Here is a 25168-nt window from a genome sequence, read left to right as displayed (position 1 = left end):
AGGCATTACTTACCCAACAGGTCTTTAAGACCATGGGGCGTCATACTACCTAGAGAGGAAACTCCATAGGTAATTAATGAATCACAACACCCTCAATGGCATCATCACTCACCTTATACTCGATTAAAACCGAGCAATTTTTTGCAAATCTTTTTAGAAAAATTAACTTTAAAATTAACTTTTCTAAAATGACTTTAACCATAAAAATTAAGCACAGATCTAAGATTGTGCTACTTAAATTAATTTCACTAGTATACGCTTTTTTCACCTATAACTTTGTGGCAAATCGTATCATGTTCTTAACGAACGATTGATTTTTTTGACACATACCACCTATAAATTGGCGAAATACATATGCGATTTTATCTTTTAATATATGGTGCAATATATAAAAACCTCATCTTTTTCGACCAAAGTCTAAAGTTTACATTATAAAGTTAAAAAAAAACGCACATCAAGGATGTGCGTTCTCTATTTGTGCAGAATTAACCCGCTTGATCTAATAGCATATTACGGATGTGACCGATTGCTTTTGTAGGGTTTAGACCTTTAGGACATACTGACACACAGTTCATGATACCTTTACAACGGAACAAACTGAATGGATCGTCAAGACGAGACAAACGGTCTGCAGTAGCAGTATCACGAGAATCAATAATAAAACGGTATGCATTCAACAAAGCTGAAGGACCCAAGAACTTGTCAGGGTTCCACCAGAATGATGGACATGAAGTTGAACAACATGCACAAAGAATACATTCATATAAACCGTTTAAGTGTTCACGCTCTTCAGGAGATTGTAAACGCTCTTTAGGTGGAGCTGGTTGGTTATTGATCAAAAATGGCTGAATCTTGTCATATTGATCATAGAATTGGTTCATATCAACAACCAAATCTTTAACTACCGGCAAACCTGGTAATGGACGAATTACGATTTTCTCTGGTAAATCATTTAGGTTTTCTAAACAAGCCAAACCATTTTTACCATTGATATTCACACCATCCGAACCGCAAATACCTTCACGGCAAGAGCGACGGAATGTTAACGTTTCGTCTTGAACTTTCAATGCAAGCAATGCATCAAGCAACATACGGTGCTTGTCAGTCAATTCAAGCTTGAAAGTTTGCATGTACGGCGCTTTATCCTTATCAGGATCATAGCGGTAGATTTCGAATGTACGAGTACCTCTACTCATCTTTATACTCCCGATTAGAATGTACGTGGTGCTGGCGGAATTGCATCAACAGTCAACGGTTTGAAGCGCACTGGCTTATATTCCAAACGGTTATCTGATGAATACCATAACGTATGTTTCATCCACTCATCATCACGGCGACCGTATGAATAAGTTGGGTGATCAGCTGGTAATTCATAATCAACTACAGTATGCGCACCACGACACTCTTTACGCGCAGCAGCTGAAATTAGAGTTGCTTTTGCAACTTCATACAAGTTTTCAACTTCAAGCGCTTCAACACGTGCGGTGTTAAATACTCTAGATTTATCTTTTAAGTGGATATTACGCACACGTGGCTCAAGAGCAAGGATCTCTTTTACACCCTTATCAAGCAATGCTTGAGTACGGAATACACCAGCGTGATCTTGAACGATATCACGAATTGCATCAGCAACTTCTTGAGCATTTTCACCAGAAGTTGAGTCATCCAACTTACGTACGCGAGCAAGTGTTTGCCCTAATACATCTGTTGGAAGAGGTGCATATTCATCACCATGATGCTTAGTTACGTAATCGATAATGTGCTCACCAGCAGCTTTACCAAATACAACTAAGTCAAGAAGTGAGTTAGTACCTAAACGGTTTGCACCATGTACTGATACACAAGAACATTCGCCAATTGCATAAAAACCTTTTACAGGTTTAGTGTAGTTGTCTGTACCCGCTTCAGGTAAGCACACTTGACCATGCATATTCGTAGGAATACCACCCATTTGATAATGGATTGTTGGTACTACAGGAATCGCTTCTTTTGTAATGTCAACGTTCGCGAATTTTTTACCAATCTCAAATACAGATGGTAAACGCTTCATGATTGTATCAGCGCCCAAGTGAGTCATATCAAGTAAGATATAATCACCTTTTGGACCACAACCACGACCTTCTTTAATCTCTTGATCCATAGAACGTGAAACGAAGTCACGTGGAGCCAAGTCTTTTAAAGTCGGTGCATAACGTTCCATGAACGGTTCGCCGTCTTTATTACGAAGGATTGCACCTTCACCACGACAACCTTCAGTCAACAATACACCAGCGCCCGCAACACCTGTTGGGTGGAATTGCCAGAATTCCATATCTTGTAATGGAATACCAGCACGAGCAGCCATACCAAGACCGTCACCAGTGTTGATATAAGCATTTGTTGATGCACGGTAAACACGACCAGCACCACCAGTAGCAAATAATGTCGCTTTTGCTTGGAATACTGAAATGTTACCAGTTTCTTGGTCAATTGCTGTTACACCAAGAACATCACCAGCTTCGTTACGAATCAAATCAAGAGCGATCCACTCAACGAAGAATTGAGTACCCATTTTCACGTTGCTTTGATAAAGCGTGTGCAATAATGCATGACCTGTACGGTCCGCAGCTGCACAAGCACGTGGAACTGGTTTATCACCATAGTTAGCAGAGTGACCACCGAACGGACGTTGGTAAATTGTACCATCAGCGTTACGGTCAAACGGCATACCCATGTGTTCAAGTTCATATACAACTTTTGGTGCTTCACGACACATAAACTCAATTGCGTCTTGGTCACCTAACCAGTCAGAACCTTTTACTGTATCGTAAAAATGGAAATGCCAGTTATCTTCTTGCATATTACCTAACGACGCACCGATACCACCTTGAGCAGCTACAGTGTGCGAACGTGTCGGGAAAACTTTAGTGAGTACTGCAACTTTCAAACCTGCTTGAGCAAGTTGGTAAGATGCACGCATACCAGAACCACCACCACCAACGATAACTGCATCGAAAGTGAGGTTTTGAATATTTGAATAATCTTCTTTAGGGGTTATCGCGCCCATGATGTCTTCCTATCAATTCGCCCAGAAAATCTGGATACCCCAGATTGCGTACACAAACACTGCAATAATGACAGCCGTCGTCAGTACAAGGCGTAAACCTTTCGCTGAAGGACCCATTTGACGAGTAGTGACATAGTCAGTAAAAACTTGCCACATACCAATCCATGCGTGTGCGATAAGCGATAAAATTGCCAATAAAGAGAAAATCTTCATTGGTAATGTCATCATGAAACCAGCCCATTGTTGATAGTCAAATCCACCTTTGCAGAGAATCCAACCCAAAAGAACAACAGTATAGGCTGCAAGTACAACCGCACTTACACGCTGGATAAACCAATCACGAGAACCTGAACCAGTTAAACCTGTAGCACTTTTCATTAGAACATAATCCATATAAAGGCTGCGATAATAGCTACCACAGATAAGATCAATGAAATTGTCGCTGCTATACGACCACTTTGCAGTTCTTCAGCAAAACCTAAATCTGCAAGTAAGTGCTTTACTCCAGCAATAAAGTGGAATAACAAGCCGGCTACAAATACCCAAACGATAAAACGTACAAGGATATTTCCAAACACGACATTTTTAACGTAGTCAAATCCTTCTGGTGAAGATAATGATTTATCTAAAATCCATAATAGAACTGGTACTAATAAGAAAACGATGACACCTGATAAACGGTGTAAAATTGATGCAATAGCCACGGGTGAGCGTAAATTTACCGCTAACACCTGACCCATGGACAAATTGACAGGTCTGTTGCTTTTCACAGCGGGCATCCTGTAGGTAGAAACTCCGACCGGAGTTTGTTGAATTAATTCCAAGGAAAGCTGGCATTGTTAGGCAAGCACAGCTCATGCCTAACCTATAAACGACACTGAATTATAAAACGCGAAGTATCAAAATACAAACAATCCACTTTCCCATTTAAGCAAAAAACAATTAAATAAGAATCATTAACAATGATATCACCCTATCAACCCTATTAAAATGGCATGCAGAGTTTCATCATGTTATTGTTTAAAATAACTTTTTATTTAATTTCATTTTTTCTGCAATTTCTTTTAAATAAGCAAATTTTAGACTAAAGATAAAGTCATAAATTCATCATATAAATAGAAAAATGTTAGTAACTGCTCATATTTTCAATAAAAGCTACAATTCAACTAAGTGAAGTTAGTTGGATTCAATACAAATCAGTCAATCTAAAATACATTTGAGAAAGCAATTTTTATTGAAAATAAAATTTTTAATTATTTTAAAGCTGTTCAATTAGCTATTTTTTATACAATTAAACTTAAAAAAACATCAACATTCTTTGTTACAACTAAATAAAAATAGAGTTTTTTTTGATTAGCAATTTTAAATTAGACCATGAGTTTTATGATTTTTTTAATTGGATTGGCATTTTCTACCGACTTACCATTCCTAATCTTAATTTAAAAATTTGCTTACAATTGTACTGATACTTCATTTTTTTTCTGCACGTTGTTGTTGAATTGACTTATTATACCATCCCGATGCAGTGATTTTACTGACTTTTTTGCTCGGGTCTTGATGACTAACTCTCTGTGAGAACGTTATTTTTTATCCATAAGTATAATTGACAAAATTTCAGTACTCACTAATCTTATAGCAAATTTTGACACCGTCTGATTCGCACATGAGAACATTAGGATTTCGAGTCAGATCAACATTCACCAGGACAGGAGATCTATTGAATGTCTGAAGCAAATGGCAAAAAAGCCGTATTACATCTTGATGGCAAAGAAATTGGTTTACCAATCTACAGTGGCACTTTAGGTCCAGATGTAATTGATGTCAGCAGCATATTGAAAGAAGGTCATTTTACTTTCGATCCTGGTTTTATGGCGACAGCTGCATGCGAGTCTAAAATTACGTTCATTGATGGTGACAAAGGTATTTTATTACACCGCGGTTACCCAATCGACCAGTTAGCAACTCAAGCAGACTATCTTGAAACTTGTTATTTATTATTAAATGGCGAGCTCCCAACTGCTGAACAAAAAACAGAATTTGATGCCAAAGTTCGTGCTCATACTATGGTTCACGACCAAGTTAGCCGTTTCTTCAATGGTTTCCGTCGTGATGCTCATCCTATGGCGATCATGGTTGGTGTTGTTGGTGCATTATCTGCGTTCTATCACAACAACCTTGACATTGAAGACATCAATCACCGTGAAATCACTGCGATTCGTCTAATTGCAAAAATTCCAACGCTTGCTGCTTGGAGTTACAAATACACAGTAGGTCAACCATTCATCTATCCACGTAATGACTTAAATTACGCGGAAAACTTCTTACACATGATGTTTGCTACTCCTGCTGACCGTGATTACAAAGTAAATCCTGTTCTTGCTCGTGCAATGGATCGTATCTTCACGCTTCACGCTGATCACGAACAAAATGCTTCGACATCTACAGTACGTCTTGCTGGTTCTACTGGTGCAAACCCATACGCATGTATCTCTTCAGGTATTTCTGCGCTTTGGGGACCTGCTCACGGTGGTGCAAACGAAGCTGTTCTTAAGATGCTTGATGAAATCGGCAGTGTAGAAAACGTTGCTGAGTTCATGGAAAAAGTAAAACGTAAAGAAGTTAAACTCATGGGCTTCGGTCACCGTGTGTACAAAAACTTCGACCCACGTGCTAAAGTCATGAAACAAACTTGTGACGAAGTTCTTGAAGCATTAAATATCAATGATCCTCAATTAGCACTTGCTATGGAACTTGAACGTATTGCACTGAACGACCCGTACTTTGTTGAACGTAAACTTTACCCTAACGTAGACTTCTACTCAGGTATCATCCTTAAAGCGATTGGTATCCCAACAGAAATGTTTACAGTAATCTTTGCTCTTGCACGTACAGTAGGTTGGATCAGCCACTGGTTAGAAATGCACAGCGCACCATACAAAATCGGTCGTCCTCGTCAGCTTTACACTGGCCCGACTCAGCGCGACATCAAACGTTAATATTCGAAAGAAAATTAATGATAAAAAAGCTGCCAGAAGGCAGCTTTTTTATTTGGGTATTTTCAATTCAATTTAAAAACTTATTCTTCATCAAACACACTTAATAAATGATGACTAATCCCATCAGCTCTTAACCAAGCCAACTCATAACTCGCTTTAGCCAAAGCTAGAACACGTCTTTCAAATTCAACCCAGATTGTTTTGACTTGAGGTTCTGAAATACCCAAACCACTTTCTGTTGCCAGATGCTTATTTTTTTCACATATTTTCAAAGCATGATAAAGCTTGCGACCTTTACTCGCCCCTTCCATCAACCGAACACGCTTACTTAAAATAAAACCCTCTACATGCTGTAAGTTCGCATGAGGCAACATAGGTACTAAGATTTGATTCAACTGATCATCTAAGCGCTTCCACACAGCCAAGCGTTGCTCTGCTGTATACGTATTCCATTGAATCACTTCATGGTTAAAACGGCGACAACCACGGCAAACCTGATCACCAAAAACTGTTGAACAACGCCCTGCACATGGGGTGAGAGAGAGCATTCGATGATCATTACTCAAAACAAACTCCTTAAATAAACCATATACTTTTTATGGTTTTCTCGCTTATTACACATTTTCGCGCTAAAATATGCGCCTTAAATTTATATCTTAATACATTTGGAGTTTTCCATGAACGCTACTGTAGAACAGCTTGCACCTGTAGAACAGCAAGCGACCGCAGGTTGGGTTGTTGCAGCACTATATCAATTTAAAGAAGTTCAAGATCCTGCAGATCTTCAGCAACGTCTATTAGACTTAGTGAAAACAATTAACCTTTGTGGAACTCTGATTGTAGCAGGTGAAGGAATTAATGGTACTGTTGCGGGTGATCGTGTAGCAATTGATAGTCTCTATCAATTTTTGCTTAATGAAGGTTTTGCTTCTATGGAATATAAAGAATCCCATAGCTCTGACAAACCTTTCCGTAAAATGAAAATTAAACTTAAAGAAGAGATTGTGACTTTAGGTGTTGAGGTTAAACCCCGCGACCTAGTGGGTCACTATCTTGATCCAAAAGAATGGAATGATTTAATTGCACGTGATGATGTAATTTTAATCGACACACGTAATGATTATGAATATAAGGCGGGCACTTTTAAAGGTGCAATCGACCCGAAAACTGAGACATTCCGCGAGTTCCCAGAATATGTCAAAAAAGAGCTAGAGCAACATAAAGATAAGAAAATTGCGATGTTCTGTACAGGCGGTATTCGCTGTGAAAAATCAACATCTTTACTTCTTCAAGAAGGCTTCCAAGAGGTTTACCATCTCAAAGGCGGTATCCTTAAATACCTAGAAGAAACCCCTGCTGATGAAAGTTTATGGGAAGGCGAATGTTTCGTATTTGACGGACGTACTGCTGTAACTCATGGCGTTGAGGAAGGTGTAAATATTAAATGTCATGCTTGTGGTTGGCCATTAACTCCAGAAGAGTCAGCTTTAACGAGTTATGAACATGGTGTTTCATGCGTGTATTGCATCGACAAGACAACTGAAAAACAAAAAGCTGGTTTCCGTATGCGCCAGTCGCAAATTGCAGCTGCAAAGCGCAAACGTTTATAATTTTAAACTTAAAAGGGCATCAAATGATGCCCTTTTTTTCATAATAAGTTATATAAAGCTAATTTAAGATACAATCCGTTGTTATCAGGTACGTGATCTAGTTGTTGCACAAACCAATGCATCACCCTTTCCATTACCAGCACTTATACCATTAATTTGTCCATCGGCTAGAAACGAGATTCCAATATTATATAAAACATCCTCTTGGGCCGATGAAACAGGATTAGAGGCTACAAATAAAGTACCAATAGATGTTTTCGAAGGAATCCCATCATTCTCGTCTTTATTGATAAACGTAGATATAGTCAATTTACCATTACTAACTGTGAGCATATCGCCCACTTTTGTTAAATTACACTTTTCACCAAAAGGTGTAATTAACTGATCTTCCTTAAAATCAGGCAAAACATTTGAAGTACAATAATTATATCTTTCGATTATACCTGAGTCATATTGTTGGCAAGCCGTCGTATCTATATTAATATTTAAAGGATTGACAAGAATTTGATCTGATTTCATCGGTAATTGAGATAAATTTCCATCTTTAATTAACATTAACAGTGCATCATAGTCTTTAATGTTTATATTATTCTTAATAGCTTCCAATAACTCTTGAATAGCTTGATGAATAGGATTATTTGCTTTCATCTCAGCATTAAATAGATCCACATCATTATTAACACCGTACCCCTTTTTAATAAGTTCAGTTACCAAAGCAAAATTTGCAGAATTTAACTTTTCTGTAGCCATGGTTCCAGATTGATACCACGTTGCAGGAACTTGGTTACTGGCATAAGCAACGACCATATCCGTAAGCGGATTAATATTTACATTACCCTCACGCTCAACATAACTATAGTAGCTTTGTCCATTAGCTTTTACCTGTAAACGACAAGGAAACTTACTATTGTCTACTTCACCTTGCCATTTACCTTGGGTATTAACATTTACAGTATTTTTAAAACCGATTCCATCTTTACAAATTGCTGTTACATTTGCACCATTCAAAGCAGAAGTTGAAAATGCTGTACCAGAGATTAATTTATAAGTAACTTCATTTTGATTAGATTGTGAAATTTTCGCTTCACTAACACTGTTACTATTTTCACCACCACAAGCTGTAAGTAATATTACTGAGAGCAAGCCACTAATTTTACAAATTATATTCATATTAAATCGCATTGTTATAACACTAAAGATTTTTATATCGATCATGGACTAACACATGATGATAGGTAAATTAAACTATATTAAAAGCATAATTCTTAAAATAACAATAAATATTATATATAAATAAAATTAATGTAAAAATATTATTATACTCAATTACCTATTAAAAAATTCAGGTAATAAAAAACGCCCTAGAAAGGACGTTATTTATTATTTCTTCTAATAAATTAATTTGGAGTATGGTACATCAAATATAATTCATTCAAATTATCCGGAATTTCTTCTGCCAGTTCATCCATTAACTGTCCATTACGACGGAAAGATTCCATCTGCGGATCTTCTTCATCAATTCCACTAAATACCATCATTGGTAAAGTTAAATCAATTAATTGTTCTTCATGTTCAGGGGCAAACCATGCCTCTTCATTTAAGAACATTGCATCAACAAATCCCACACTCCAGTCGCCTAAGCTAGATTCAACATCAGCTTCTTCAATTTCAAATGGAAATACAATTCCATTCTCATTTGCTAAATCTTGTCGAATTGACTCTAACCACGCCTTGATTTGCTGAATAATTTCAGCAGGAACCTTTTTATGGTTATTATCAAACAGCTCATCTAACCAACGGTCAAACTGAGGGCCTACTGCAATTGCACACAGAAAACCATGAGTTGCAGCGAAATCTAGACCATACTCATTGTGGTCTCCATCTAGATATTCACTTAATTGGTCTAAATCTAACGCACTCATTGTGTTACCTGACTATAAAAAAGAAATCTACGATAGCATAGCATTTAAGCTGACGATGCCCTATTCAGATTTGATTAGTCTTCATCATCAAGATCATCATCGTCTAAATCATAATCAAAATCTTTCAACTCACGCTCTAAACGGCGTTGAGCCAATAGATCATCAATTAATCTACGTTTTTCTAATGATTCTTTCGCAGTGATTTTGCCTGATGACTCATCAAAACCGACATCATCATCATCACCGTAGTTATCATCTAGTTCAAAATCTGTAGAAGACACTAAAACTACCTCTAATGAAAAAATGTGAATGGGTCTAGGCGCTATTTATCTCTCTTACAGAATCATGTCAAGTTTTATTTATATTTTTTTCATCAAACTGCATATTTGTACTTTTTTTCACCCGAAAAATTGTGTATTTATAAAACTCAACTATTTTTTTGATCAAGAAAAATTCTATGATCTTTTCGATGATTTAAGCTTGAAAAAAATGATTTTAGCCCAATATTCAAAAAACAGACGTGAATTCAAAGATATTTTTTATTTAACGGTTACCGATCAAACCCAAAACATTTCAAGCAAATTGTGCTATCATGCACGGTTTTTCACTGCCACAGATTCAACGAAGAGTAAGCAAAGATGAGCGATATGCATTCCCCTACTTCTCAAGTAGCGGCTCTGATTAGCCGAGGCAAAGAACAAGGTTACTTAACTTACGCTGAGGTTAACGATCATCTGCCGGACTCGATTACTGAAAGCGAACAGATTGAAGACATTATTCAAATGCTTCAAGACGTTGGTATTCCTGTACACGAGCGTGCACCTGAATCTGACGATACCATGTTCGGTGAGTCAACTGACACAGCCGATGAAGTTGCTGAAGAAGAAGCTGCTGCCGTACTTGCATCGGTTGAAAATGAGCCTGGACGTACGACAGATCCTGTACGTATGTACATGCGTGAAATGGGTACAGTTGAACTGTTAACCCGTGAAGGTGAAATCAGCATTGCAAAACGTATTGAAGAAGGGATCCGTGATGTCCTTAACTCAATTGCGTACTGGCCAAATGCTGTTGAAGTTGTATTAAAAGAATATAATGATTTCTTGACTGGCGAACGTCGCCTTGCCGATATTTTATCTGGCTATCTTGACCCGGAAACTGACGAAGATATTCCTGAAGTTCTAGAAGAAGAAACAGAACTTGAAGAAGATGATGCGCCAGCTACACCAGCAAAAGAAGTTAAGCTTGACGATGACGAAGAAGATGAAGAGTCGGAAAGCGACGATGATTCTGAAGGCGAGTCTGGTCCAGACCCTGAAGTTGCAAAGATTCGTTTTAATGAACTTGAATCTGCATGGACTAAAACAAAAGGTATTATTGAGAAACATGGCCGTAACAGCCCTGAAGCAGACGAAGCTTTAGAAGCGTTAGCTACTGTGTTCATGATGTTTAAATTTACACCACGTTTATTCGATATCATTTCTGAAATGATTCGTGGCACACATGAACAAATTCGTGCCAATGAACGTGAAATCATGCGTTATGCAGTACGTCGTGGCCGTATGGACCGTACTCAATTCCGTACATCTTTCCCTAAGCAAGAATCTAATCCAGCTTGGTTAGATGAACAAATTGCTAAAGCTCCTGCTGAAATCAAGGCGCATTTAGAAAAAGTTCGCCCAGATGTTTTAGCATTCCAGCAAAAAATTGCAGATATTGAGAAAGAACTTAGTTTAAGCGTTGCTGAAATTAAAGATATTTCTAAGCGTATGGCGATTGGCGAAGCGAAAGCGCGCCGTGCTAAGAAAGAAATGGTAGAAGCCAACCTTCGTTTGGTAATTTCGATTGCGAAGAAATATACCAACCGTGGTTTACAGTTCCTTGACTTGATTCAAGAAGGGAACATTGGTTTGATGAAAGCGGTAGACAAGTTTGAATATCGTCGTGGTTATAAATTCTCGACTTATGCAACTTGGTGGATTCGTCAGGCGATTACCCGTTCGATTGCCGATCAGGCTCGTACAATTCGTATTCCTGTACATATGATTGAAACGATTAACAAGATCAACCGTGTATCTCGTCAATTGTTACAAGAAATGGGCCGTGAACCAACACCTGAAGAATTAGGTGAACGTTTAGAAATGGACGAAGTTAAGGTTCGTAAGGTACTTAAAATTGCTAAAGAACCGATTTCAATGGAAACACCTATTGGTGATGATGAAGATTCGCATCTTGGTGATTTCATTGAAGATCAAAACATCACTTCTCCAATTGATGCTGCGACTTCAGAAGGCTTAAAAGAAGCAACACGCGAAGTATTGGAAAACTTAACTGAACGTGAAGCAAAAGTATTGAAGATGCGTTTTGGTATTGATATGCCAACCGATCACACCCTAGAAGAAGTGGGTAAGCAGTTTGATGTAACACGTGAACGTATTCGTCAGATTGAAGCGAAAGCATTGCGTAAATTACGCCACCCTTCTCGTTCTGAACACTTACGTTCTTTCTTGGAAAATGACTAAGTTTTGAAGGCTTGAAATTTCAAAACCAAGCCCCATTTAATAGAAAGAGCTATAAACGCCTGCGATAATGCAGGCGTTTCAAATCATGAGGTAACTTATGTTAGACCGCACTCCATCTCGCGAACTACAAGAACATCTTTGGGTATTTCCGATGGATTATCCAATTAAACTTATTGGCGATGCGGGTGAAGAATTACGTGTTGCTGTAGTCGATATTTTGGTGAAACATTTCCCTGACTTCGACCACTCAACATTAAAAGTTCAAGAATCTCGCACCGGCAAGTATCATTCTTTAACAGCACAATTGCGCTTTGAAGAATTAGAACAAGTTCATGCACTTTATGCTGACTTGGCTGCTTGCCCGCAGATTAGAACTGCGCTTTAATTTTAAGTTCTTCAATCAATACCACAGTCAGACACTCTTACTGTGGTATTTTTTTGAGAAATTTTTAAGCTATCAAACAGTGAAAAAACAATACAAATATTTAGAAACCCTATTATAAAATCCTTTAAAATTACAGGGTTTTCGGCTTCTATCTTGCAGATATTAACTGGGTGCCGCAGAAACCAACTTATAGGAAAATATTGTGATGAGCCTTGATAAACCTAACTTGATCATTCGCCAATGGAACGATTTACAAGATTATCAAAGCAAGTTTGAAACCATGAAACTCTTAACAAACGAGCGTGATCAAGATACGCCTGATGAGTTATGGTTACTTCAACATCATAATGTCTTAACACAAGGTCAAGCTGGTAAACCAGAACACATCCTAATTTCATCAAATATTCCAGTCGTACAAACTGATCGTGGCGGGCAAGTGACTTGGCATGGGCCTGGTCAGCTTGTTGCTTACTTCATGTTTGATCTTAATCGGCTAAAATGGAACGTACGTACTTTGGTCAGTTTTGCTGAACAATTTATGATAGATGTTTTAAAAAAATATGGAATTGAAGCTTATGCCAAACCCGATGCACCTGGGGTATATGTAGATGGTCGTAAGATTGGTTCTTTAGGTTTTAAAATTCGTCGTGGTCGTAGTTATCATGGATTAGCATTAAACTTGGACTGTGCCTTAGATGGATTCCAGACCATCAACCCTTGCGGCTATGCAGGCTTAGAAATGGTACGTATACAAGATTTAGTGACTCCTTATCCATCATTTGGCCAACTTTGTCAGGACTTTATTGAGTATATTAATAGTACTAGGTACTTTAATGACCCTAAAGTCAAATATGAATAAATCGCTTTGCGATGAAATAAAAATCGATTAGAGTAATTACTCTAAATTTGCTTTCGCATAATTTTAACAAGGGATACGCGAGTGATTTCGACAAAAGCGGTAAAGCCGACTCTGCAACTTGCCTACGTTAAGCTCATGATGGATGTTATTGGTCGTGGCTTGGTCATGGCAAGTCAAGTGGACACTGAAATACAAGAGGAAGTATCTAAATTTCCTGTTCACTTTGTACTTTCAATGAATGTTTTCCCGAATGGACCAGCATTTTTTGCTCGAGTGACAGAAGACAAACAGTTAGAACTACTTCAAAGAGCTGAAAGAAAACCAGACTTAACGATTACATTCAAACACGTCACTCATGCCTTTTTGGTGTTTTCTTTTCAAGAAAGTACTGCTCAAGCATTTGCCAATGACCGAATGATTGCCGATGGTGATGTATCTGCTGCTATCCGCTTAGTACGCTGCCTAAATAAAATGGAAGCTCTTATTTTACCTAAATTGGTTGCTTCACTAGCAGTCAAAGAATACCCAACCGAACTTAGCCTAAAAGAAAAATTCAACGAGGCTGCAAATATTTACCTAAAAGTAGCCAAGTCCTATTTCAAGCGGAGCGCATAACATGGCCAAACCATATTACGAATTCTTTTGTCCTGTAAAAGTCATTGCTGGTAATGCTGCGCTAGAACATATTCCGTTTGAGCTTGCAACTTTGGGTGCAAAACGCCCTCTTATCATTACAGATAAGGGTGTACGTGCAAACGGCTTATTAAATCCAATTGAAGCTGCATTTAGTACAACTGATGCTGTCATTGGCCATGTTTTTGATGATGTACCACCCGACTCGAGTTTAGAGGTCGTTCGCCTTGCAGCAGAAGCTTATCGAGCAAACAAATGTGATGCGATCATTGCTGTAGGTGGTGGCTCAGTCATAGACACTTCTAAAGCAACTAATATTTTAGTTTCTGAAGGTGGAAATGACTTATTGCAATATGCAGGTGCTCATAACCTACCGAAGCCATTAAAACCATTTTTTGTGATTCCAACAACTTCTGGCACTGGTTCTGAAGTAACCATGGTTGCAGTGGTTTCAGATACTCAAAAGAATGTTAAGTTAGCATTTGCTTCTTATTATTTAATGCCACATGCAGCGATTTTAGATCCACGCATGACGCTTACATTACCGCCTCATTTAACTGCAATGACTGGTATGGATGCATTAACGCATTGTGTTGAAGCCTATACATGTATGGCTGCCAATCCATTGAGCGATGCTTATGCAAGTGCCGGAATTAAAAAGATTAGTGAAAATCTCTTTAATGTCTTAGAAAACCCAAATGACTCACAAGGCCGTTTAGAGTTAGCTCAAGCTTCTACAATGGCAGGTATTGCATTTTCTAATTCAATGGTCGGCTTAGTTCACTCTTTAGGGCACGCTTTAGGTGCAGTTGCTCACCTACCCCACGGCCTATGCATGAATTTATTCTTACCTTACGTGCTTGAATATAATAAACAAGTAAATGGTCAGAAAATTGGTGAGTTGCTATTACCACTCGCAGGGGCAGATATTTATGCACAAACGCCTGCAACCCAGCGTGCAGATAGAGCAATTACGACTATCTTAGCAATGCGTGATCGCCTATATACTTTAACAAAGTTACCACGCACTCTACGTGAAACAGGTAAAGTAACTGAAGCACAGCTTGATGAAGTTGCAGAAAAAGCACTAAATGATGGCTCAATTATTTACAACCCGAAAGAAGCAAGCTTAAAAAATATCCGAGATATCTTAGAAAAAGCTTGGTAATTCGATAAGTTAAACTTCAAGAAATTCCATAAAGGTCTGATTTATATAATGAATCAGACCTTTTTTATCACTAAGCATTTTTATTGATTATTTTATTTGAAACATATGGCAAAAAAATTGCTAAAAAATAGATGAAAGTACTGACAATTTATATCAATTTAGGATAGATTGGCGCACTTTATCTTTTTCTGTAGGGGGGATCGTTCGTCTCAAACGATCCTTAACACCAAGCTGATCCTTGATCAACGATTATGAGGATAACGCCGTTGACAAATTTATCTGGGACTAAACCAACAGGCAAGCTTCAAAAGAATCTTGTACTTTGGCATATTGTTATTATTGGTTTAGCTTACATTCAGCCATTAACGTTATTTGATACTTTTGGTTTAGTGTCAGAACGAAGTGGTGGTCATGTACCAACTTCCTACATTTTTGCATTAGTCGCAATCTTATTAACATCGATCAGTTATGGACATATGATTAAGCGCTACCCTTCTTCTGGGTCGGCCTATACGTATGCTCAAAAATCAATTCACCCTAATGTTGGCTTTATGGTGGGTTGGTCTTCTTGGTTAGACTATCTACTGTCACCGCTTGTTAATATTATCTTGGCAGATATTTATCTAAGAGCTCTTTTTCCAGAAGTAAATAACTGGTTATGGGTGATTGGTTTAACAACGCTCATGACTGTTATTAATTTATTTGGTGCACGGTTCGTTGCACGTTTTAACAGTACGATTGTTGTTATTCAGCTTGGCGTAATTTTTTATTTTGTTTATCAAGTATATATCTTACTTACTCAAGGTGTATATGCAGATGGAACTTTAAATCCAGATAAAGCAGCATTGTGGTCATTAACTCCTTTTTGGAACGATATGACATCTGTCAGTTCTTTAATTGCTGGCGCGACTGTACTCTGCTTCTCTTTTACCGGATTTGATGCTTTATCTTCTCTTGCTGAAGAAACAAAAGATGCAGAAAAAACGCTACCAAAAGCTATTTTTTCTACAGCATTACTTGCAGGTATTATTTTCATTGTAAGTACTTACTTCATCCAATTATATTTCCCAAGTAACCCAAACACTTACTTCAATCCTTTAGATGAATCACAACCTGTGATGGTCGCTGCGATTGGTAGTTTGATGTTTAAAACTTTGGTTTTATATTTTGCTGTAGTCGCTGTGATGGCATCAGGTATTTCTGCACATGCGGGTGTATCACGCTTAATGTATGTGATGGGGCGCGATGGGGTCATCAACAAGAAATTATTTGGTCATATCAGTCCAAAATTGCATACTCCAACTTACAACATTCTTATTGTTGGTGTGGTTGCTTTATCTGCTGGCTTTTTAGATCTTGAACATATTGTTAACTTGATTAGTTTTGGTGCTTTAACTGCTTTTAGTTTTGTTAACTTCTCTGTAGTTTCTCGCTATGCTTTAAGAGATGGCAAGAATAAAACGCTTAAAGACATCATTAATTATATTGCTATACCAACGCTTGGTTTTGCCAGTGTGTTTATGATGTGGTTAGAGATTGATAAGCTTGCCTTACAAATTGGCTTAGCTTGGGCCGTTATTGGTGTAGGTTATCTTGCCTATAAAACCAAAGGCTTTAAATATAATGCTCCACAGCATAATGAACATGAGTAATAAAAAAGGCGCTTAAAGCGCCTTTTTTATGGTCAAATTAACCAAAAATTTTATTTACAATGCTTTGTACACGTTGAGCATAAAGTTTTGCTGTTTCAAGATCACCTGTTGGAACCTCTTCCACACTTGCATCAGAAGGCGATTGAACTAAAAGCCCTACCGAACCACCTAAGTTGTTTACATCTTCACGTGTTGCATCTTTCGTATTTGCTGGCAATAAACCAAGACTCACCCAAATGCCACCATGCTGTGATGCTAAAGTTTGCAGTTGAATAAGAGTTACTTGCTTATCACCATTTAAGCTCGCACTGTTTGTAAAACCTGCAAATACTTTATCTTGCCAACCACGTGTAAACCACACTTTTGAAGTTGCATCAGCAAACTTTTTAAACTGCCATGGCGCTGTACCCATATAAGTAGGCGCACCAAAAACAATCCCCTTCACATCATTTAATGTCTGCCAATCTTGATCAGTAATATTTCCCTCTTGATCAATTTGGATGAGCTGAGCATTAATTTCGTTTGCAAACGTTTCAGCCACGACTTTAGTGTGGCCATAACCAGAGAAATATACAACCGCGATATTAGAGTTAGACATGGGAGCAAACCTTTGTTTTATTAAATTCCACTTTATGATATATTTTAGAAACTAGGTGTCAATTAGTTACTAGTTGGTAACTAGGGTAATTTTTCAAGAAATTATAGGTAAATGGTATGAATGAATGTCTAAAATATAATATTTTTCAACAACATTGCCCTGCTCGTTTATTTTTTGAAAAAATTGCAGATAAATGGGTTTTATTGATTTTAAATGTTCTTGAGGAAGAAACTCAGCACTTCAATTTACTCAAAAAGAATATTCAAGGTATTTCCCCTAAAGTCTTATCACAGAAGTTAAAAATGCTGGAAAGAGACGGTTTTATTGAGCGTAAAATTCAGAATACATCCCCTATTCGTGTTGATTACTCACTTACTGCTTTAGGGCAAAATGTAGCTTCAATGGCATTCCAATTAAAGGAATGGGCAGAAACCAATATTGAGCAAGTTTTAGCCGCCCAAATAACTTATGATGAAAAAATACTAGAACAGGCTTAAATAGATTTAGACAAGAATAAGGCCACAACTGTGGCCTTATTCTTACTTAAAATTAGATAACTTATCCTAAGTTTTTAAAGCCCTGCTGACGCCATGCCTCATAAACAATCACAGCGGTTGCATTAGATAAATTTAAACTTCTTGAGTTTTCAGCCATTGGCAAACGGATCCACTGTTCTTGTGGGAACATTAAGCGAACATCCTCAGGCAAACCACGTGTTTCTGGCCCCATCAGTAAAGCCACAGGCCGATTCAAATCGACTGTATGTGGAGTCGCTGAGCCTTTAGTGGTGAGTGGAAAAACATGCTCAACACCTTTAGCTTTTAAGTCTGCAAGACACAGTTCAATGTTGTCCCAAATCTGCATACGCGCCCATTCATGATAATCAAGGCCTGCTCGCTTGAGCTTTTTATCATCTAACTCAAAACCTAGTGGCTTGACTAAATGTAGCTGTGCGCCTGTATTAGCACATAAACGAATGATATTGCCTGTATTGGCAGGAATTTCAGGCTCGTATAGGACAACATGAATCACAAATTTTCTCGACTTTAATAACCAGCAATAAATTCAGATAAATTTATTGCCATTTTAACTGTTCACGTAAATTCACCACTTCACCAATAATAGTTAAAGTCGGCGCTACGATATGATGTTCAGACACTTTAGTTGCAATATCAGCTAATGTTCCAACAATAACTTTCTGTTCTGGTGTGGTTCCTTTAGATATTAAGGCTACAGGCATATCAGCACGTTGACCATGAGCAATAAGTTGCTCACAAATGCGTTCTAAACCAACTAACCCCATATAGAGGACTAAAGTTTGATTTTCATAAACTAGTTCATTCCAAGGGAGTTCAGGGGAACCTTCCTTTAAATGCCCAGTCAAGAAACGTACACTTTGTGCATAGTCACGATGAGTTAAGGGAATCCCTGCATAAGCTGAACAACCAGATGCTGCGGTTATCCCTGGCACAACTTGGAAAGTGACATTTGCCTCAACTAGCTCTTGAATCTCTTCACCACCACGCCCAAAGATAAACGGATCACCACCTTTTAGACGACAAACACGCTTTCCTTTTTGAGCATATTCAACCAGTAAAGCATTAATACCATCTTGGGGAACAGAGTGATTTGAACGAGCTTTACCTACATAAATTTTGGTCGCATCGCGACGGCAAAGTTCTAAGATCGGTGCAGACACCAAACGATCATAAATCACGACATCTGCTTGCTGCATAAGACGCAATGCTTTTAATGTCAGTAGCTCAGGATCACCTGGTCCAGCCCCCACCAAATAAACTTCACCTTTAGGTGCAGTCCATTCTGTTAAGGCTTGCTGAATCAAATCATTTGCAACTTCTAAATTGTCATTAAAAACTTGTTCTTTTAATGGGCTAGCATATAAGTTTTCCCAAAAGATTCGACGCTCGTCTGGGTTAATAATCTTTTCTTTTACTTGCTTACGCCATTGACCAGAAAACTCAGCAAGTTTCCCCATGCCATGTGGAACAATCGTTTCTATTTGAGTACGAAGTTGTCTAGATAAAACGGGTGATGCGCCATTTGAGGCAACAGAAATGATTAATGGAGAACGATCAATAATTGCTGGAACCATAAAACGGCAGTGTGGAATATCATCTACACTATTTACCAGTAAATTACGCGCTTCACATTGCTCAAAAACAGCTTTGTTCACTTGCGCATCATTAGTCGCAGCAATGACTAATCTATAAGGTGTATTTAAAAAAATTTCGGCAAAGGTCTCAGCAAAATACTGTCCTCCACTCGCCTGAACCAACTCTAAAAGCTGATCTTCAATTGCTGGAGCAATAATATCAATTACAGCTCCAGCTTTGACTAAAAGATTTGCTTTGCGCAAAGCAATATGCCCACCACCCACAATCAGACAACGTTGCTGTTGCAACTTTAAAGAGATTGGAAAAATATCCACCTTAAACCTCTACATTAATCATCTGATTTGGGTTAAGCAAAAACCATGCACAATTTAGATGCAAAGGTTAGTCAATAAAGGTTAAACCACCCATATATGGGCGTAATACTTCTGGAATCTCGATAGAACCGTCTTCACGTTGGTAATTTTCCATTACAGCAAGCAAAGTACGTCCAACTGCAAGACCTGAACCATTTAGTGTATGCACTAATTCAGTCTTCTTTTGATCCATTCTGTAGCGTGCTTTCATGCGGCGTGCCTGAAAATCACCCATATTAGAGCAGCTTGAGATTTCACGATAAGTATTTTGGCTTGGAACCCAAACTTCTAAGTCGTAAGTTTTAGTCGCACCGAAGCCCATATCCCCACCACAGAGCAAAATTTTGCGGTACGGCAAACCAAGTGCCTGCAAAATGCCCTCAGCATGTGCAGTAAGGTCTTCAAGTGCCTGCATAGAAGTTTCAGGTTTAACGATTTGCACCATCTCAACTTTATCAAATTGATGCTGACGAATTAAACCACGGGTATCGCGACCATAAGAACCAGCTTCACTACGGAAACACGGTGTATGCGCTGCATATTTTAATGGCAAGCGTTCGGTATCAATAATCTCATCGCGAACGAAGTTAGTAACAGGAACTTCTGCTGTAGGGATGAGGTAATATTCTTTTTCACCTTGAAGTTTGAACAAATCTTCTTCAAATTTTGGTAACTGACCAGTACCACGAAGTGAATCAGCATTTACCAAATAAGGCACATAAGCTTCTGTATAACCATTCTTTAAAGTATGGGTATCAAGCATGAACTGCGTTAAAGCACGTTGTAGGCGCGCTAAAGAACCTTTCAACACACTAAAACGTGAACCAGTCAATTTAGTCGCAGTTTCAAACTCTAAACCGCCCATCCACTCACCTAAGTCAGTATGATCTTTGATTTCAAAATCAAACTGACGAGGCGTACCCCATTTTGAAATTTCAACGTTATCATCTTCATCTTTACCAGCAGGAACAGACTCATCTGGTAAGTTAGGAATGCTTAGTGCTTTTTGTTCAATCTCGTTTTGGAGCTCTGACAAAGCTACTTCAGCAGCTTTGATTTCATCACCAATCGCTTGCATACGCGCCATGATTTCAGAAGCATCACCACCGGATTTTTTAATCTGACCCACTTGTTTTGCACCGGCATTACGTTCTGCCTGCAATTTTTCAGTTTTTGATTGCAAGTCTTTACGGCGAGTTTCTAAAGAAGCCCATTCTTGAACATCTAATTGAACACCACGTTTTGCCAAAGCTGCATTAACAGCTTCAATATTATTTCTGAGTAACTTAGGGTCGATCATAATCAATCATAATATGGGTAAAAAACTGGCTATAGTGTAAGGCCTTCACACTAAAAAATATAGTGATCATCTTCATAACGAATAGCTTTCACACAATTGTTAGAATAGATCACCTATTTTAGAACTTATACTTTGGCACACTCGGTAAATACTCAGGTTTAATGAATTTACTCGCTTCAAAATATGGCAGCGTTAATTCAGACATCCCTTCAGCATAAGAAGCCAACTCATAAATTGGATAGACAAAAACAATCCCATTTGCGCCGTAGTAGAAATTATCACTTAATTGCAGTTTTTCACGGCTGATATTGTGCTCTTGAAGCCAATTTGTATTCGCATCAAAAAGTGCATCAACTAATTGTTTTTCAACATCTGGCTGAATGAGTTCAGCAACAGTAATATGTTTTTTATTTAATAAATCAAAAGTCACGAACTCTTGATGTGACATGCCATGTGCTGCGCCAACAGAATACGAATAGGTCTGTAATGCAAAGGTTGCAAGATTATAATTTTGCCCTAAATAGCGAACATAAATTGCACTTTGACTCGAACGAGGCTCGCCTTCAGGTACTTCGACTGGCTGATCAGCCAAATTTGCAAAAGCATTCGGATCTGCTTTCTTTATTCGATTAGTGAAGTAATCATTAATCCACTTCTGATTGGTTTGTACTGTTTGAAAATCATACTCAGTACAACCATCCTCTAAACAAACTTTTGATTTTGGCAATTTTACTGGGATTACTTTCGCTTGAATTACAGGAACACCAGCCTCTTTAGTTTCTTTAACTTTTGCAGTCGAAGCAGCCTGCTCTTCTTTGGCTGTCGACTTTGGTTGGCAACCACTCACAATTGCCATTGCAGCCATTAATGGAAGAATACAAATAATTTTTTTATCGTAAAGTCGCATAATAATCCCCATGAATTTACCTCTATCACTATACAAAGCGTCCGATCGAGGTGGGGTTAAAAAATGTATCTATCTCTCTTATATAAAAAAAGCTACCGTGAAAGGTAGCTTTTTTGAAGAGGCTTTAATTATTGGTCAATAATGTCGGTGCCTTTTGGTGGCGTAAAGTTAAAGACAGATGCTGGAATTGAAGCATTTACTTTCACGTTCTTAAAGCGCACATAGGTGGTCTGACCTAATGAGTCTTGTAATACCATAAGCGTAGGTGCTTTATTTGCTCCAAAACTAATCGTTAAGCTTTGGAAAGCACCATCTTCTTTTTTAGGGAATAATGTGAAATAAAGTTTTGATTTATCGGGTTGCGTTACACGATAAGATTTCATGATTTGATTGGTATTACCAGAGAGTAATAACGCTGGTGTATCTGCGACCTGATCATCTAAGCTTTGGCGGACCGCTTGTTGTAAATCTGGATCATAGATCCAAACTGTTTTTCCGCTCGTTACGATCGTTTGTTTAGCAGGACTTACTGTTTCCCAATAAAATTTCCCCGGACGTTCAACTTTCATTGAGCCTTTGAATGTCTGGTTCATATGCTGTGCACTTAAACTCTTTTTCTGTGCCACAGTTTTTGTATTGGCTTTAGTTGTTTGTTCAAAATCGGCAGTCAAACGCTGTAATCCTGATAACTGATTAACCAGGTTCCCAATTGCCTGTTGCTCCGGTGCTGCTACAGGCGCAGCAAACACTGTAGTACTCATTACAGGAGCAAGCACTGACGCGCTGAGTGTAATAGCACACATAGTTTTACGAAGCATATTCATGTCATCACCTTTTTAGTTGCTGTAAGACAACTTGCCATCTTCCAAAATTATGAAACTTAGCAAGCTCTTAATTCAAGACTCATATTAACCGACAAACTCTGTGCTAATCATTGAGAAAATAAGATATTTTGTTATGTTATTCATGTTGTTTGTAGAATTTCATTCATCATGATGAAGATACACCAGATTAAATTCCATAAAAAAAGCCCACAAAATGTGGGCTTTTTTTTGAAGCTAAAACTTATACAGTTTCAACTTTTACGTAGCGACGGCCAAATTGACCTTTCACTTCGAATTTTACTACGCCGTCAGCAGTAGCAAATAAAGTATGGTCACGGCCCATACCAACATTTGCACCAGCGTGGAACTCAGTACCACGTTGACGAACGATGATGTTACCAGCAGTTACAGCTTGACCGCCGTAAACTTTAACACCTAACATTTTTGGGTTTGAATCACGACCGTTCTTCGTCGATCCACCGGCTTTTTTAGTTGCCATGTCTCTTACTCCTCGTGATTAGCCTGAAATACCAGTAATTTTCAACTCAGTGAACCATTGACGGTGACCTTGTTGTTTACGGTAGTGTTTACGACGACGCATTTTGATAATGCGGATTTTGTCGTGACGACCATGGCCAACCACTTCTGCAGTTACTTTAGCGCCAGCTACAACTGGAGCACCGATTTGAATGCTGTCACCGTTTACAACCATTAATACATCATCAAATGTAATAGTCGCGCCAGATTCAGCTTTCAATAATTCAACTTTAAGGGTTTCACCCTCAACTACACGGTGCTGTTTACCACCGCTTTGGATTACTGCGTACATAATGTACTCCAATTAGCCCGTGTCGTCGTGCCGATAAGGGATATATCGATCTTAAAACGCTCGCCACTGGGGTTATATAAGGCGACAGATTTTAAGTGAAATTTGATCAAACGACAAGTATTTTCTATTTATCAGTGACTCCTATTCCCCTCTTTTTACAAAATCAACAGACAGCTTAGATTGGAATTTAGCAGTTTTCATTGATTCTGAATGAAAATTAAAATACAGTTCCAGACACAAATTGCGACAAGAACAAGTTGTATTAATGCTGATGTCATTAAATTTATTGTTTTGCCGGAAATATCATGTTTTGCTTAAATAAAGAACAAAGAACGCATAAAGACAATAGAAATGATTAATATCAGCCACTTGTTTACCTGTGCAACACACCTTTAATTGTTACACTAACGCCACTTATCTACCAATACGGGGTTTTTCTTCATATGGTCATCGATTTCAAGCAAGACATTCTTGCGCCTGTTGCCTCAGACTTTGCTGCGATGGATCACTTGATTAATGAAGGAATTAGCTCAAAAGTCGGTTTAGTCATGTCTGTCAGCAAACATGTGGTTGAAGCTGGCGGAAAGCGTATGCGTCCGATTATGTGTTTACTGGCGGCTCGCGCTTGTGGTTTAGACAACATGCAAAATGCACAACGTCTGGCTGCAATCATTGAAATGTTGCATACCGCGACATTAGTCCATGATGATGTGGTAGATGAATCTGGGCTTCGTCGTGGTCGACCTACAGCAAATGCGACATGGAATAATCAAACTGCTGTTTTAGTCGGTGACTTCCTTATTGCTCGCGCTTTTGACCTATTGGTTGATTTAAACAACATGACTTTATTGAAAGACTTTTCAACAGGTACATGTGAAATTGCTGAAGGTGAAGTATTACAACTTCAATCACAGCATCAACCCGATACAACCGAAGAAACATATTTAAAAATTATTCACGGTAAAACATCTCGCCTGTTTGAGTTGGCTACAGAAGGTGCCGCTATTCTGGCTGGGCAAGAGGCGTATCGTGAACCATTAAGATTATTTGCCGGTCATTTTGGTAATGCATTCCAAATTATTGATGATATTTTAGACTACACTTCAGATGCTGAAACATTAGGTAAAAATATTGGTGATGATTTAATGGAAGGTAAGCCAACTTTACCGTTAATTTCTGCATTAGCACACTCAACAGGTGAAGAGCATGCGATTATTCGTCGCAGCATTGCAACTGGTGGAGTGGACCAATTATCTCAGGTCATAGAAATTGTACAGAAGTCTGGTGCTCTAGATTATTGTCACCAACGTGCCCAAGAAGAAACAGAAGCAGCACTGCAAGCTTTATCAAACCTACCTGATACACCGTATCGTCAGGCTTTGATTAACTTAACTCAGCTTGCGTTACATCGAATACAATAGATATTATT

The 25168-nt window shown here is 38.3% G+C and carries 27 protein-coding genes and 1 pseudogene; 11 read left to right on the top strand and 17 right to left on the bottom strand.

The genetic code is table 11. The features are described 5' to 3' along the window. Positions 1-73 precede the first annotated feature (73 nt). The 5 genes from MJX77_RS09575 to sdhC all read right to left on the bottom strand — a co-directional run bounded on the left by MJX77_RS09575 (position 74) and on the right by sdhC (position 3825). Positions 74-202 carry a hypothetical protein gene (locus tag MJX77_RS09575; RefSeq protein ID WP_002116082.1) on the bottom strand — a complete coding sequence of 43 codons (129 nt, stop codon included), beginning with the start codon at positions 200-202 and terminating at the stop codon, positions 74-76. A gap of 283 nt (positions 203-485) precedes the next feature. Then, on the bottom strand, positions 486-1196 hold the full coding sequence (locus MJX77_RS09570; protein WP_003655458.1) for a succinate dehydrogenase iron-sulfur subunit: 711 nt from the start codon (positions 1194-1196) through the stop codon (positions 486-488). A 14-nt stretch (positions 1197-1210) separates the two neighbouring features. Beyond that, the gene (gene sdhA, locus MJX77_RS09565) at positions 1211-3046 is read right to left on the bottom strand and encodes a succinate dehydrogenase flavoprotein subunit (RefSeq protein WP_144734960.1); all 1836 of its coding nucleotides are present in this window, start codon (positions 3044-3046) and stop codon (positions 1211-1213) included. Positions 3047-3058: 12 nt separating this feature from the next. Further along, on the bottom strand, positions 3059-3424 hold the full coding sequence (sdhD, locus tag MJX77_RS09560; protein WP_003655454.1) for a succinate dehydrogenase, hydrophobic membrane anchor protein: 366 nt from the start codon (positions 3422-3424) through the stop codon (positions 3059-3061). Next, complete coding sequence (gene sdhC / locus MJX77_RS09555; RefSeq protein ID WP_081399112.1) at positions 3424-3825, bottom strand: succinate dehydrogenase, cytochrome b556 subunit; 402 nt, start codon at positions 3823-3825, stop codon at positions 3424-3426. Before sdhC ends, sdhD begins: the two co-directional genes overlap by 1 nt. A gap of 497 nt (positions 3826-4322) precedes the next feature. On the opposite strand from sdhC, the pseudogene MJX77_RS19390 reads away from it, so the two are divergent. Then, positions 4323-4403 (top strand): annotated as a pseudogene (locus tag MJX77_RS19390) (hypothetical protein); the annotation flags it as partial. A 364-nt stretch (positions 4404-4767) separates the two neighbouring features. Further along, on the top strand, positions 4768-6042 hold the full coding sequence (gene gltA, locus MJX77_RS09550; RefSeq protein WP_004789414.1) for a citrate synthase: 1275 nt from the start codon (positions 4768-4770) through the stop codon (positions 6040-6042). An 80-nt stretch (positions 6043-6122) separates the two neighbouring features. Here gltA and MJX77_RS09545 read toward each other — a convergent pair whose 3' ends face one another. After that, positions 6123-6608, bottom strand: coding sequence for a DUF1289 domain-containing protein (locus MJX77_RS09545; RefSeq protein WP_005310058.1), 486 nt, complete (start codon positions 6606-6608; stop codon positions 6123-6125). A gap of 111 nt (positions 6609-6719) precedes the next feature. Here MJX77_RS09545 and trhO point away from each other — a divergent pair, with 111 nt between their 5' ends. After that, on the top strand, positions 6720-7652 hold the full coding sequence (trhO, locus tag MJX77_RS09540; protein WP_049838014.1) for an oxygen-dependent tRNA uridine(34) hydroxylase TrhO: 933 nt from the start codon (positions 6720-6722) through the stop codon (positions 7650-7652). 84 nt (positions 7653-7736) lie between these two features. Here the strand turns inward: trhO and MJX77_RS09535 are convergent, their stop codons facing one another. From MJX77_RS09535 to MJX77_RS09525, 3 genes are all read right to left on the bottom strand, one after another. Continuing rightward, positions 7737-8822 (bottom strand): hypothetical protein, encoded by a 1086-nt coding sequence (locus tag MJX77_RS09535; RefSeq protein WP_199943692.1) that lies wholly within the window; start codon positions 8820-8822, stop codon positions 7737-7739. A 227-nt stretch (positions 8823-9049) separates the two neighbouring features. Further along, positions 9050-9574, bottom strand: coding sequence for a YecA/YgfB family protein (locus MJX77_RS09530; protein ID WP_004789407.1), 525 nt, complete (start codon positions 9572-9574; stop codon positions 9050-9052). 74 nt (positions 9575-9648) lie between these two features. Beyond that, positions 9649-9855, bottom strand: a complete 207-nt coding sequence (locus MJX77_RS09525; protein ID WP_002116495.1) for a PA3496 family putative envelope integrity protein — start codon at positions 9853-9855, stop codon at positions 9649-9651. 357 nt (positions 9856-10212) lie between these two features. Between MJX77_RS09525 and rpoD the strand changes: the two genes are divergently transcribed. The 6 genes from rpoD to MJX77_RS09495 all read left to right on the top strand — a co-directional run bounded on the left by rpoD (position 10213) and on the right by MJX77_RS09495 (position 16793). Beyond that, on the top strand, positions 10213-12096 hold the full coding sequence (rpoD, locus tag MJX77_RS09520) for an RNA polymerase sigma factor RpoD (RefSeq protein ID WP_005310050.1): 1884 nt from the start codon (positions 10213-10215) through the stop codon (positions 12094-12096). 97 nt (positions 12097-12193) lie between these two features. Further along, entirely contained in the window at positions 12194-12481 is a 288-nt protein-coding gene (locus MJX77_RS09515; RefSeq protein ID WP_002116017.1) for a YbeD family protein, read from the top strand. Between the two features lie 205 nt (positions 12482-12686). Further along, positions 12687-13340, top strand: a complete 654-nt coding sequence (gene lipB, locus MJX77_RS09510; RefSeq protein ID WP_252061287.1) for a lipoyl(octanoyl) transferase LipB — start codon at positions 12687-12689, stop codon at positions 13338-13340. Positions 13341-13421: 81 nt separating this feature from the next. Further along, positions 13422-13955 carry a hypothetical protein gene (locus tag MJX77_RS09505; RefSeq protein ID WP_004789401.1) on the top strand — a complete coding sequence of 178 codons (534 nt, stop codon included), beginning with the start codon at positions 13422-13424 and terminating at the stop codon, positions 13953-13955. A gap of 1 nt (position 13956) precedes the next feature. Then, positions 13957-15141, top strand: a complete 1185-nt coding sequence (locus MJX77_RS09500) for an iron-containing alcohol dehydrogenase (protein WP_252061286.1) — start codon at positions 13957-13959, stop codon at positions 15139-15141. Positions 15142-15407: 266 nt separating this feature from the next. Next, positions 15408-16793 carry an APC family permease gene (locus tag MJX77_RS09495; RefSeq protein WP_013196978.1) on the top strand — a complete coding sequence of 462 codons (1386 nt, stop codon included), beginning with the start codon at positions 15408-15410 and terminating at the stop codon, positions 16791-16793. A 37-nt stretch (positions 16794-16830) separates the two neighbouring features. On the opposite strand, the gene MJX77_RS09490 is transcribed toward MJX77_RS09495, so the two are convergent. Continuing rightward, positions 16831-17391 carry a flavodoxin family protein gene (locus MJX77_RS09490; protein WP_252061285.1) on the bottom strand — a complete coding sequence of 187 codons (561 nt, stop codon included), beginning with the start codon at positions 17389-17391 and terminating at the stop codon, positions 16831-16833. A 116-nt stretch (positions 17392-17507) separates the two neighbouring features. Between MJX77_RS09490 and MJX77_RS09485 the strand changes: the two genes are divergently transcribed. Next, positions 17508-17888 carry a winged helix-turn-helix transcriptional regulator gene (locus MJX77_RS09485; RefSeq protein ID WP_252061284.1) on the top strand — a complete coding sequence of 127 codons (381 nt, stop codon included), beginning with the start codon at positions 17508-17510 and terminating at the stop codon, positions 17886-17888. Positions 17889-17949: 61 nt separating this feature from the next. On the opposite strand, the gene MJX77_RS09480 is transcribed toward MJX77_RS09485, so the two are convergent. The 7 genes from MJX77_RS09480 to rplU form a co-directional block, all read right to left on the bottom strand. Then, positions 17950-18423 carry a tRNA (cytidine(34)-2'-O)-methyltransferase gene (locus MJX77_RS09480; protein ID WP_252061283.1) on the bottom strand — a complete coding sequence of 158 codons (474 nt, stop codon included), beginning with the start codon at positions 18421-18423 and terminating at the stop codon, positions 17950-17952. 43 nt (positions 18424-18466) lie between these two features. After that, the gene (cysG, locus tag MJX77_RS09475; protein WP_151768329.1) at positions 18467-19840 is read right to left on the bottom strand and encodes a siroheme synthase CysG; all 1374 of its coding nucleotides are present in this window, start codon (positions 19838-19840) and stop codon (positions 18467-18469) included. Between the two features lie 67 nt (positions 19841-19907). Continuing rightward, positions 19908-21179: a serine--tRNA ligase gene (gene serS / locus MJX77_RS09470; RefSeq protein WP_013196969.1), complete on the bottom strand. Its 1272-nt coding sequence runs from the start codon at positions 21177-21179 to the stop codon at positions 19908-19910. A gap of 118 nt (positions 21180-21297) precedes the next feature. Further along, positions 21298-22098 carry an RsiV family protein gene (locus MJX77_RS09465; protein ID WP_107881194.1) on the bottom strand — a complete coding sequence of 267 codons (801 nt, stop codon included), beginning with the start codon at positions 22096-22098 and terminating at the stop codon, positions 21298-21300. 116 nt (positions 22099-22214) lie between these two features. Beyond that, positions 22215-22910 (bottom strand): outer membrane lipoprotein periplasmic chaperone LolA, encoded by a 696-nt coding sequence (gene lolA, locus MJX77_RS09460; protein WP_005310008.1) that lies wholly within the window; start codon positions 22908-22910, stop codon positions 22215-22217. 241 nt (positions 22911-23151) lie between these two features. Beyond that, entirely contained in the window at positions 23152-23409 is a 258-nt protein-coding gene (gene rpmA / locus MJX77_RS09455) for a 50S ribosomal protein L27 (protein ID WP_002116037.1), read from the bottom strand. Positions 23410-23427: 18 nt separating this feature from the next. Further along, on the bottom strand, positions 23428-23739 hold the full coding sequence (gene rplU / locus MJX77_RS09450; protein WP_004639133.1) for a 50S ribosomal protein L21: 312 nt from the start codon (positions 23737-23739) through the stop codon (positions 23428-23430). A 443-nt stretch (positions 23740-24182) separates the two neighbouring features. Between rplU and sdsA the strand changes: the two genes are divergently transcribed. After that, positions 24183-25160, top strand: coding sequence for an All-trans-nonaprenyl-diphosphate synthase (gene sdsA / locus MJX77_RS09445; protein WP_005310003.1), 978 nt, complete (start codon positions 24183-24185; stop codon positions 25158-25160). Positions 25161-25168: the final 8 nt, after the last annotated feature.

It is taken from the genome of Acinetobacter sp. AHP123 (assembly GCF_023757925.1).
Lineage (GTDB): Bacteria > Pseudomonadota > Gammaproteobacteria > Pseudomonadales > Moraxellaceae > Acinetobacter > Acinetobacter oleivorans.
Note: the sequence above shows the minus strand (reverse complement) of the source record. Positions and strands in the feature narration are given on the sequence as shown.

Coding starts and splice junctions, on each gene's coding strand:
- sdhD (WP_003655454.1), bottom strand. CDS start 3,424: ATGAAAAGTGCTACAGGTTTAACTGGTTCAGGTTCTCGTGATTGGTTT.
- MJX77_RS09500 (WP_252061286.1), top strand. CDS start 13,957: ATGGCCAAACCATATTACGAATTCTTTTGTCCTGTAAAAGTCATTGCT.
- rpmA (WP_002116037.1), bottom strand. CDS start 23,409: ATGGCAACTAAAAAAGCCGGTGGATCGACGAAGAACGGTCGTGATTCA.
- lolA (WP_005310008.1), bottom strand. CDS start 22,910: ATGAATATGCTTCGTAAAACTATGTGTGCTATTACACTCAGCGCGTCA.
- sdhC (WP_081399112.1), bottom strand. CDS start 3,825: ATGCCCGCTGTGAAAAGCAACAGACCTGTCAATTTGTCCATGGGTCAG.
- sdhA (WP_144734960.1), bottom strand. CDS start 3,046: ATGGGCGCGATAACCCCTAAAGAAGATTATTCAAATATTCAAAACCTC.
- MJX77_RS09575 (WP_002116082.1), bottom strand. CDS start 202: ATGGTTAAAGTCATTTTAGAAAAGTTAATTTTAAAGTTAATTTTTCTA.
- MJX77_RS09535 (WP_199943692.1), bottom strand. CDS start 8,822: ATGAATATAATTTGTAAAATTAGTGGCTTGCTCTCAGTAATATTACTT.
- MJX77_RS09515 (WP_002116017.1), top strand. CDS start 12,194: ATGTTAGACCGCACTCCATCTCGCGAACTACAAGAACATCTTTGGGTA.
- MJX77_RS09490 (WP_252061285.1), bottom strand. CDS start 17,391: ATGTCTAACTCTAATATCGCGGTTGTATATTTCTCTGGTTATGGCCAC.
- serS (WP_013196969.1), bottom strand. CDS start 21,179: ATGATCGACCCTAAGTTACTCAGAAATAATATTGAAGCTGTTAATGCA.
- rplU (WP_004639133.1), bottom strand. CDS start 23,739: ATGTACGCAGTAATCCAAAGCGGTGGTAAACAGCACCGTGTAGTTGAG.
- rpoD (WP_005310050.1), top strand. CDS start 10,213: ATGAGCGATATGCATTCCCCTACTTCTCAAGTAGCGGCTCTGATTAGC.
- MJX77_RS09570 (WP_003655458.1), bottom strand. CDS start 1,196: ATGAGTAGAGGTACTCGTACATTCGAAATCTACCGCTATGATCCTGAT.
- MJX77_RS09485 (WP_252061284.1), top strand. CDS start 17,508: ATGAATGAATGTCTAAAATATAATATTTTTCAACAACATTGCCCTGCT.
- MJX77_RS09465 (WP_107881194.1), bottom strand. CDS start 22,098: ATGGGGATTATTATGCGACTTTACGATAAAAAAATTATTTGTATTCTT.
- MJX77_RS09530 (WP_004789407.1), bottom strand. CDS start 9,574: ATGAGTGCGTTAGATTTAGACCAATTAAGTGAATATCTAGATGGAGAC.
- sdsA (WP_005310003.1), top strand. CDS start 24,183: ATGGTCATCGATTTCAAGCAAGACATTCTTGCGCCTGTTGCCTCAGAC.
- lipB (WP_252061287.1), top strand. CDS start 12,687: ATGAGCCTTGATAAACCTAACTTGATCATTCGCCAATGGAACGATTTA.
- trhO (WP_049838014.1), top strand. CDS start 6,720: ATGAACGCTACTGTAGAACAGCTTGCACCTGTAGAACAGCAAGCGACC.
- gltA (WP_004789414.1), top strand. CDS start 4,768: ATGTCTGAAGCAAATGGCAAAAAAGCCGTATTACATCTTGATGGCAAA.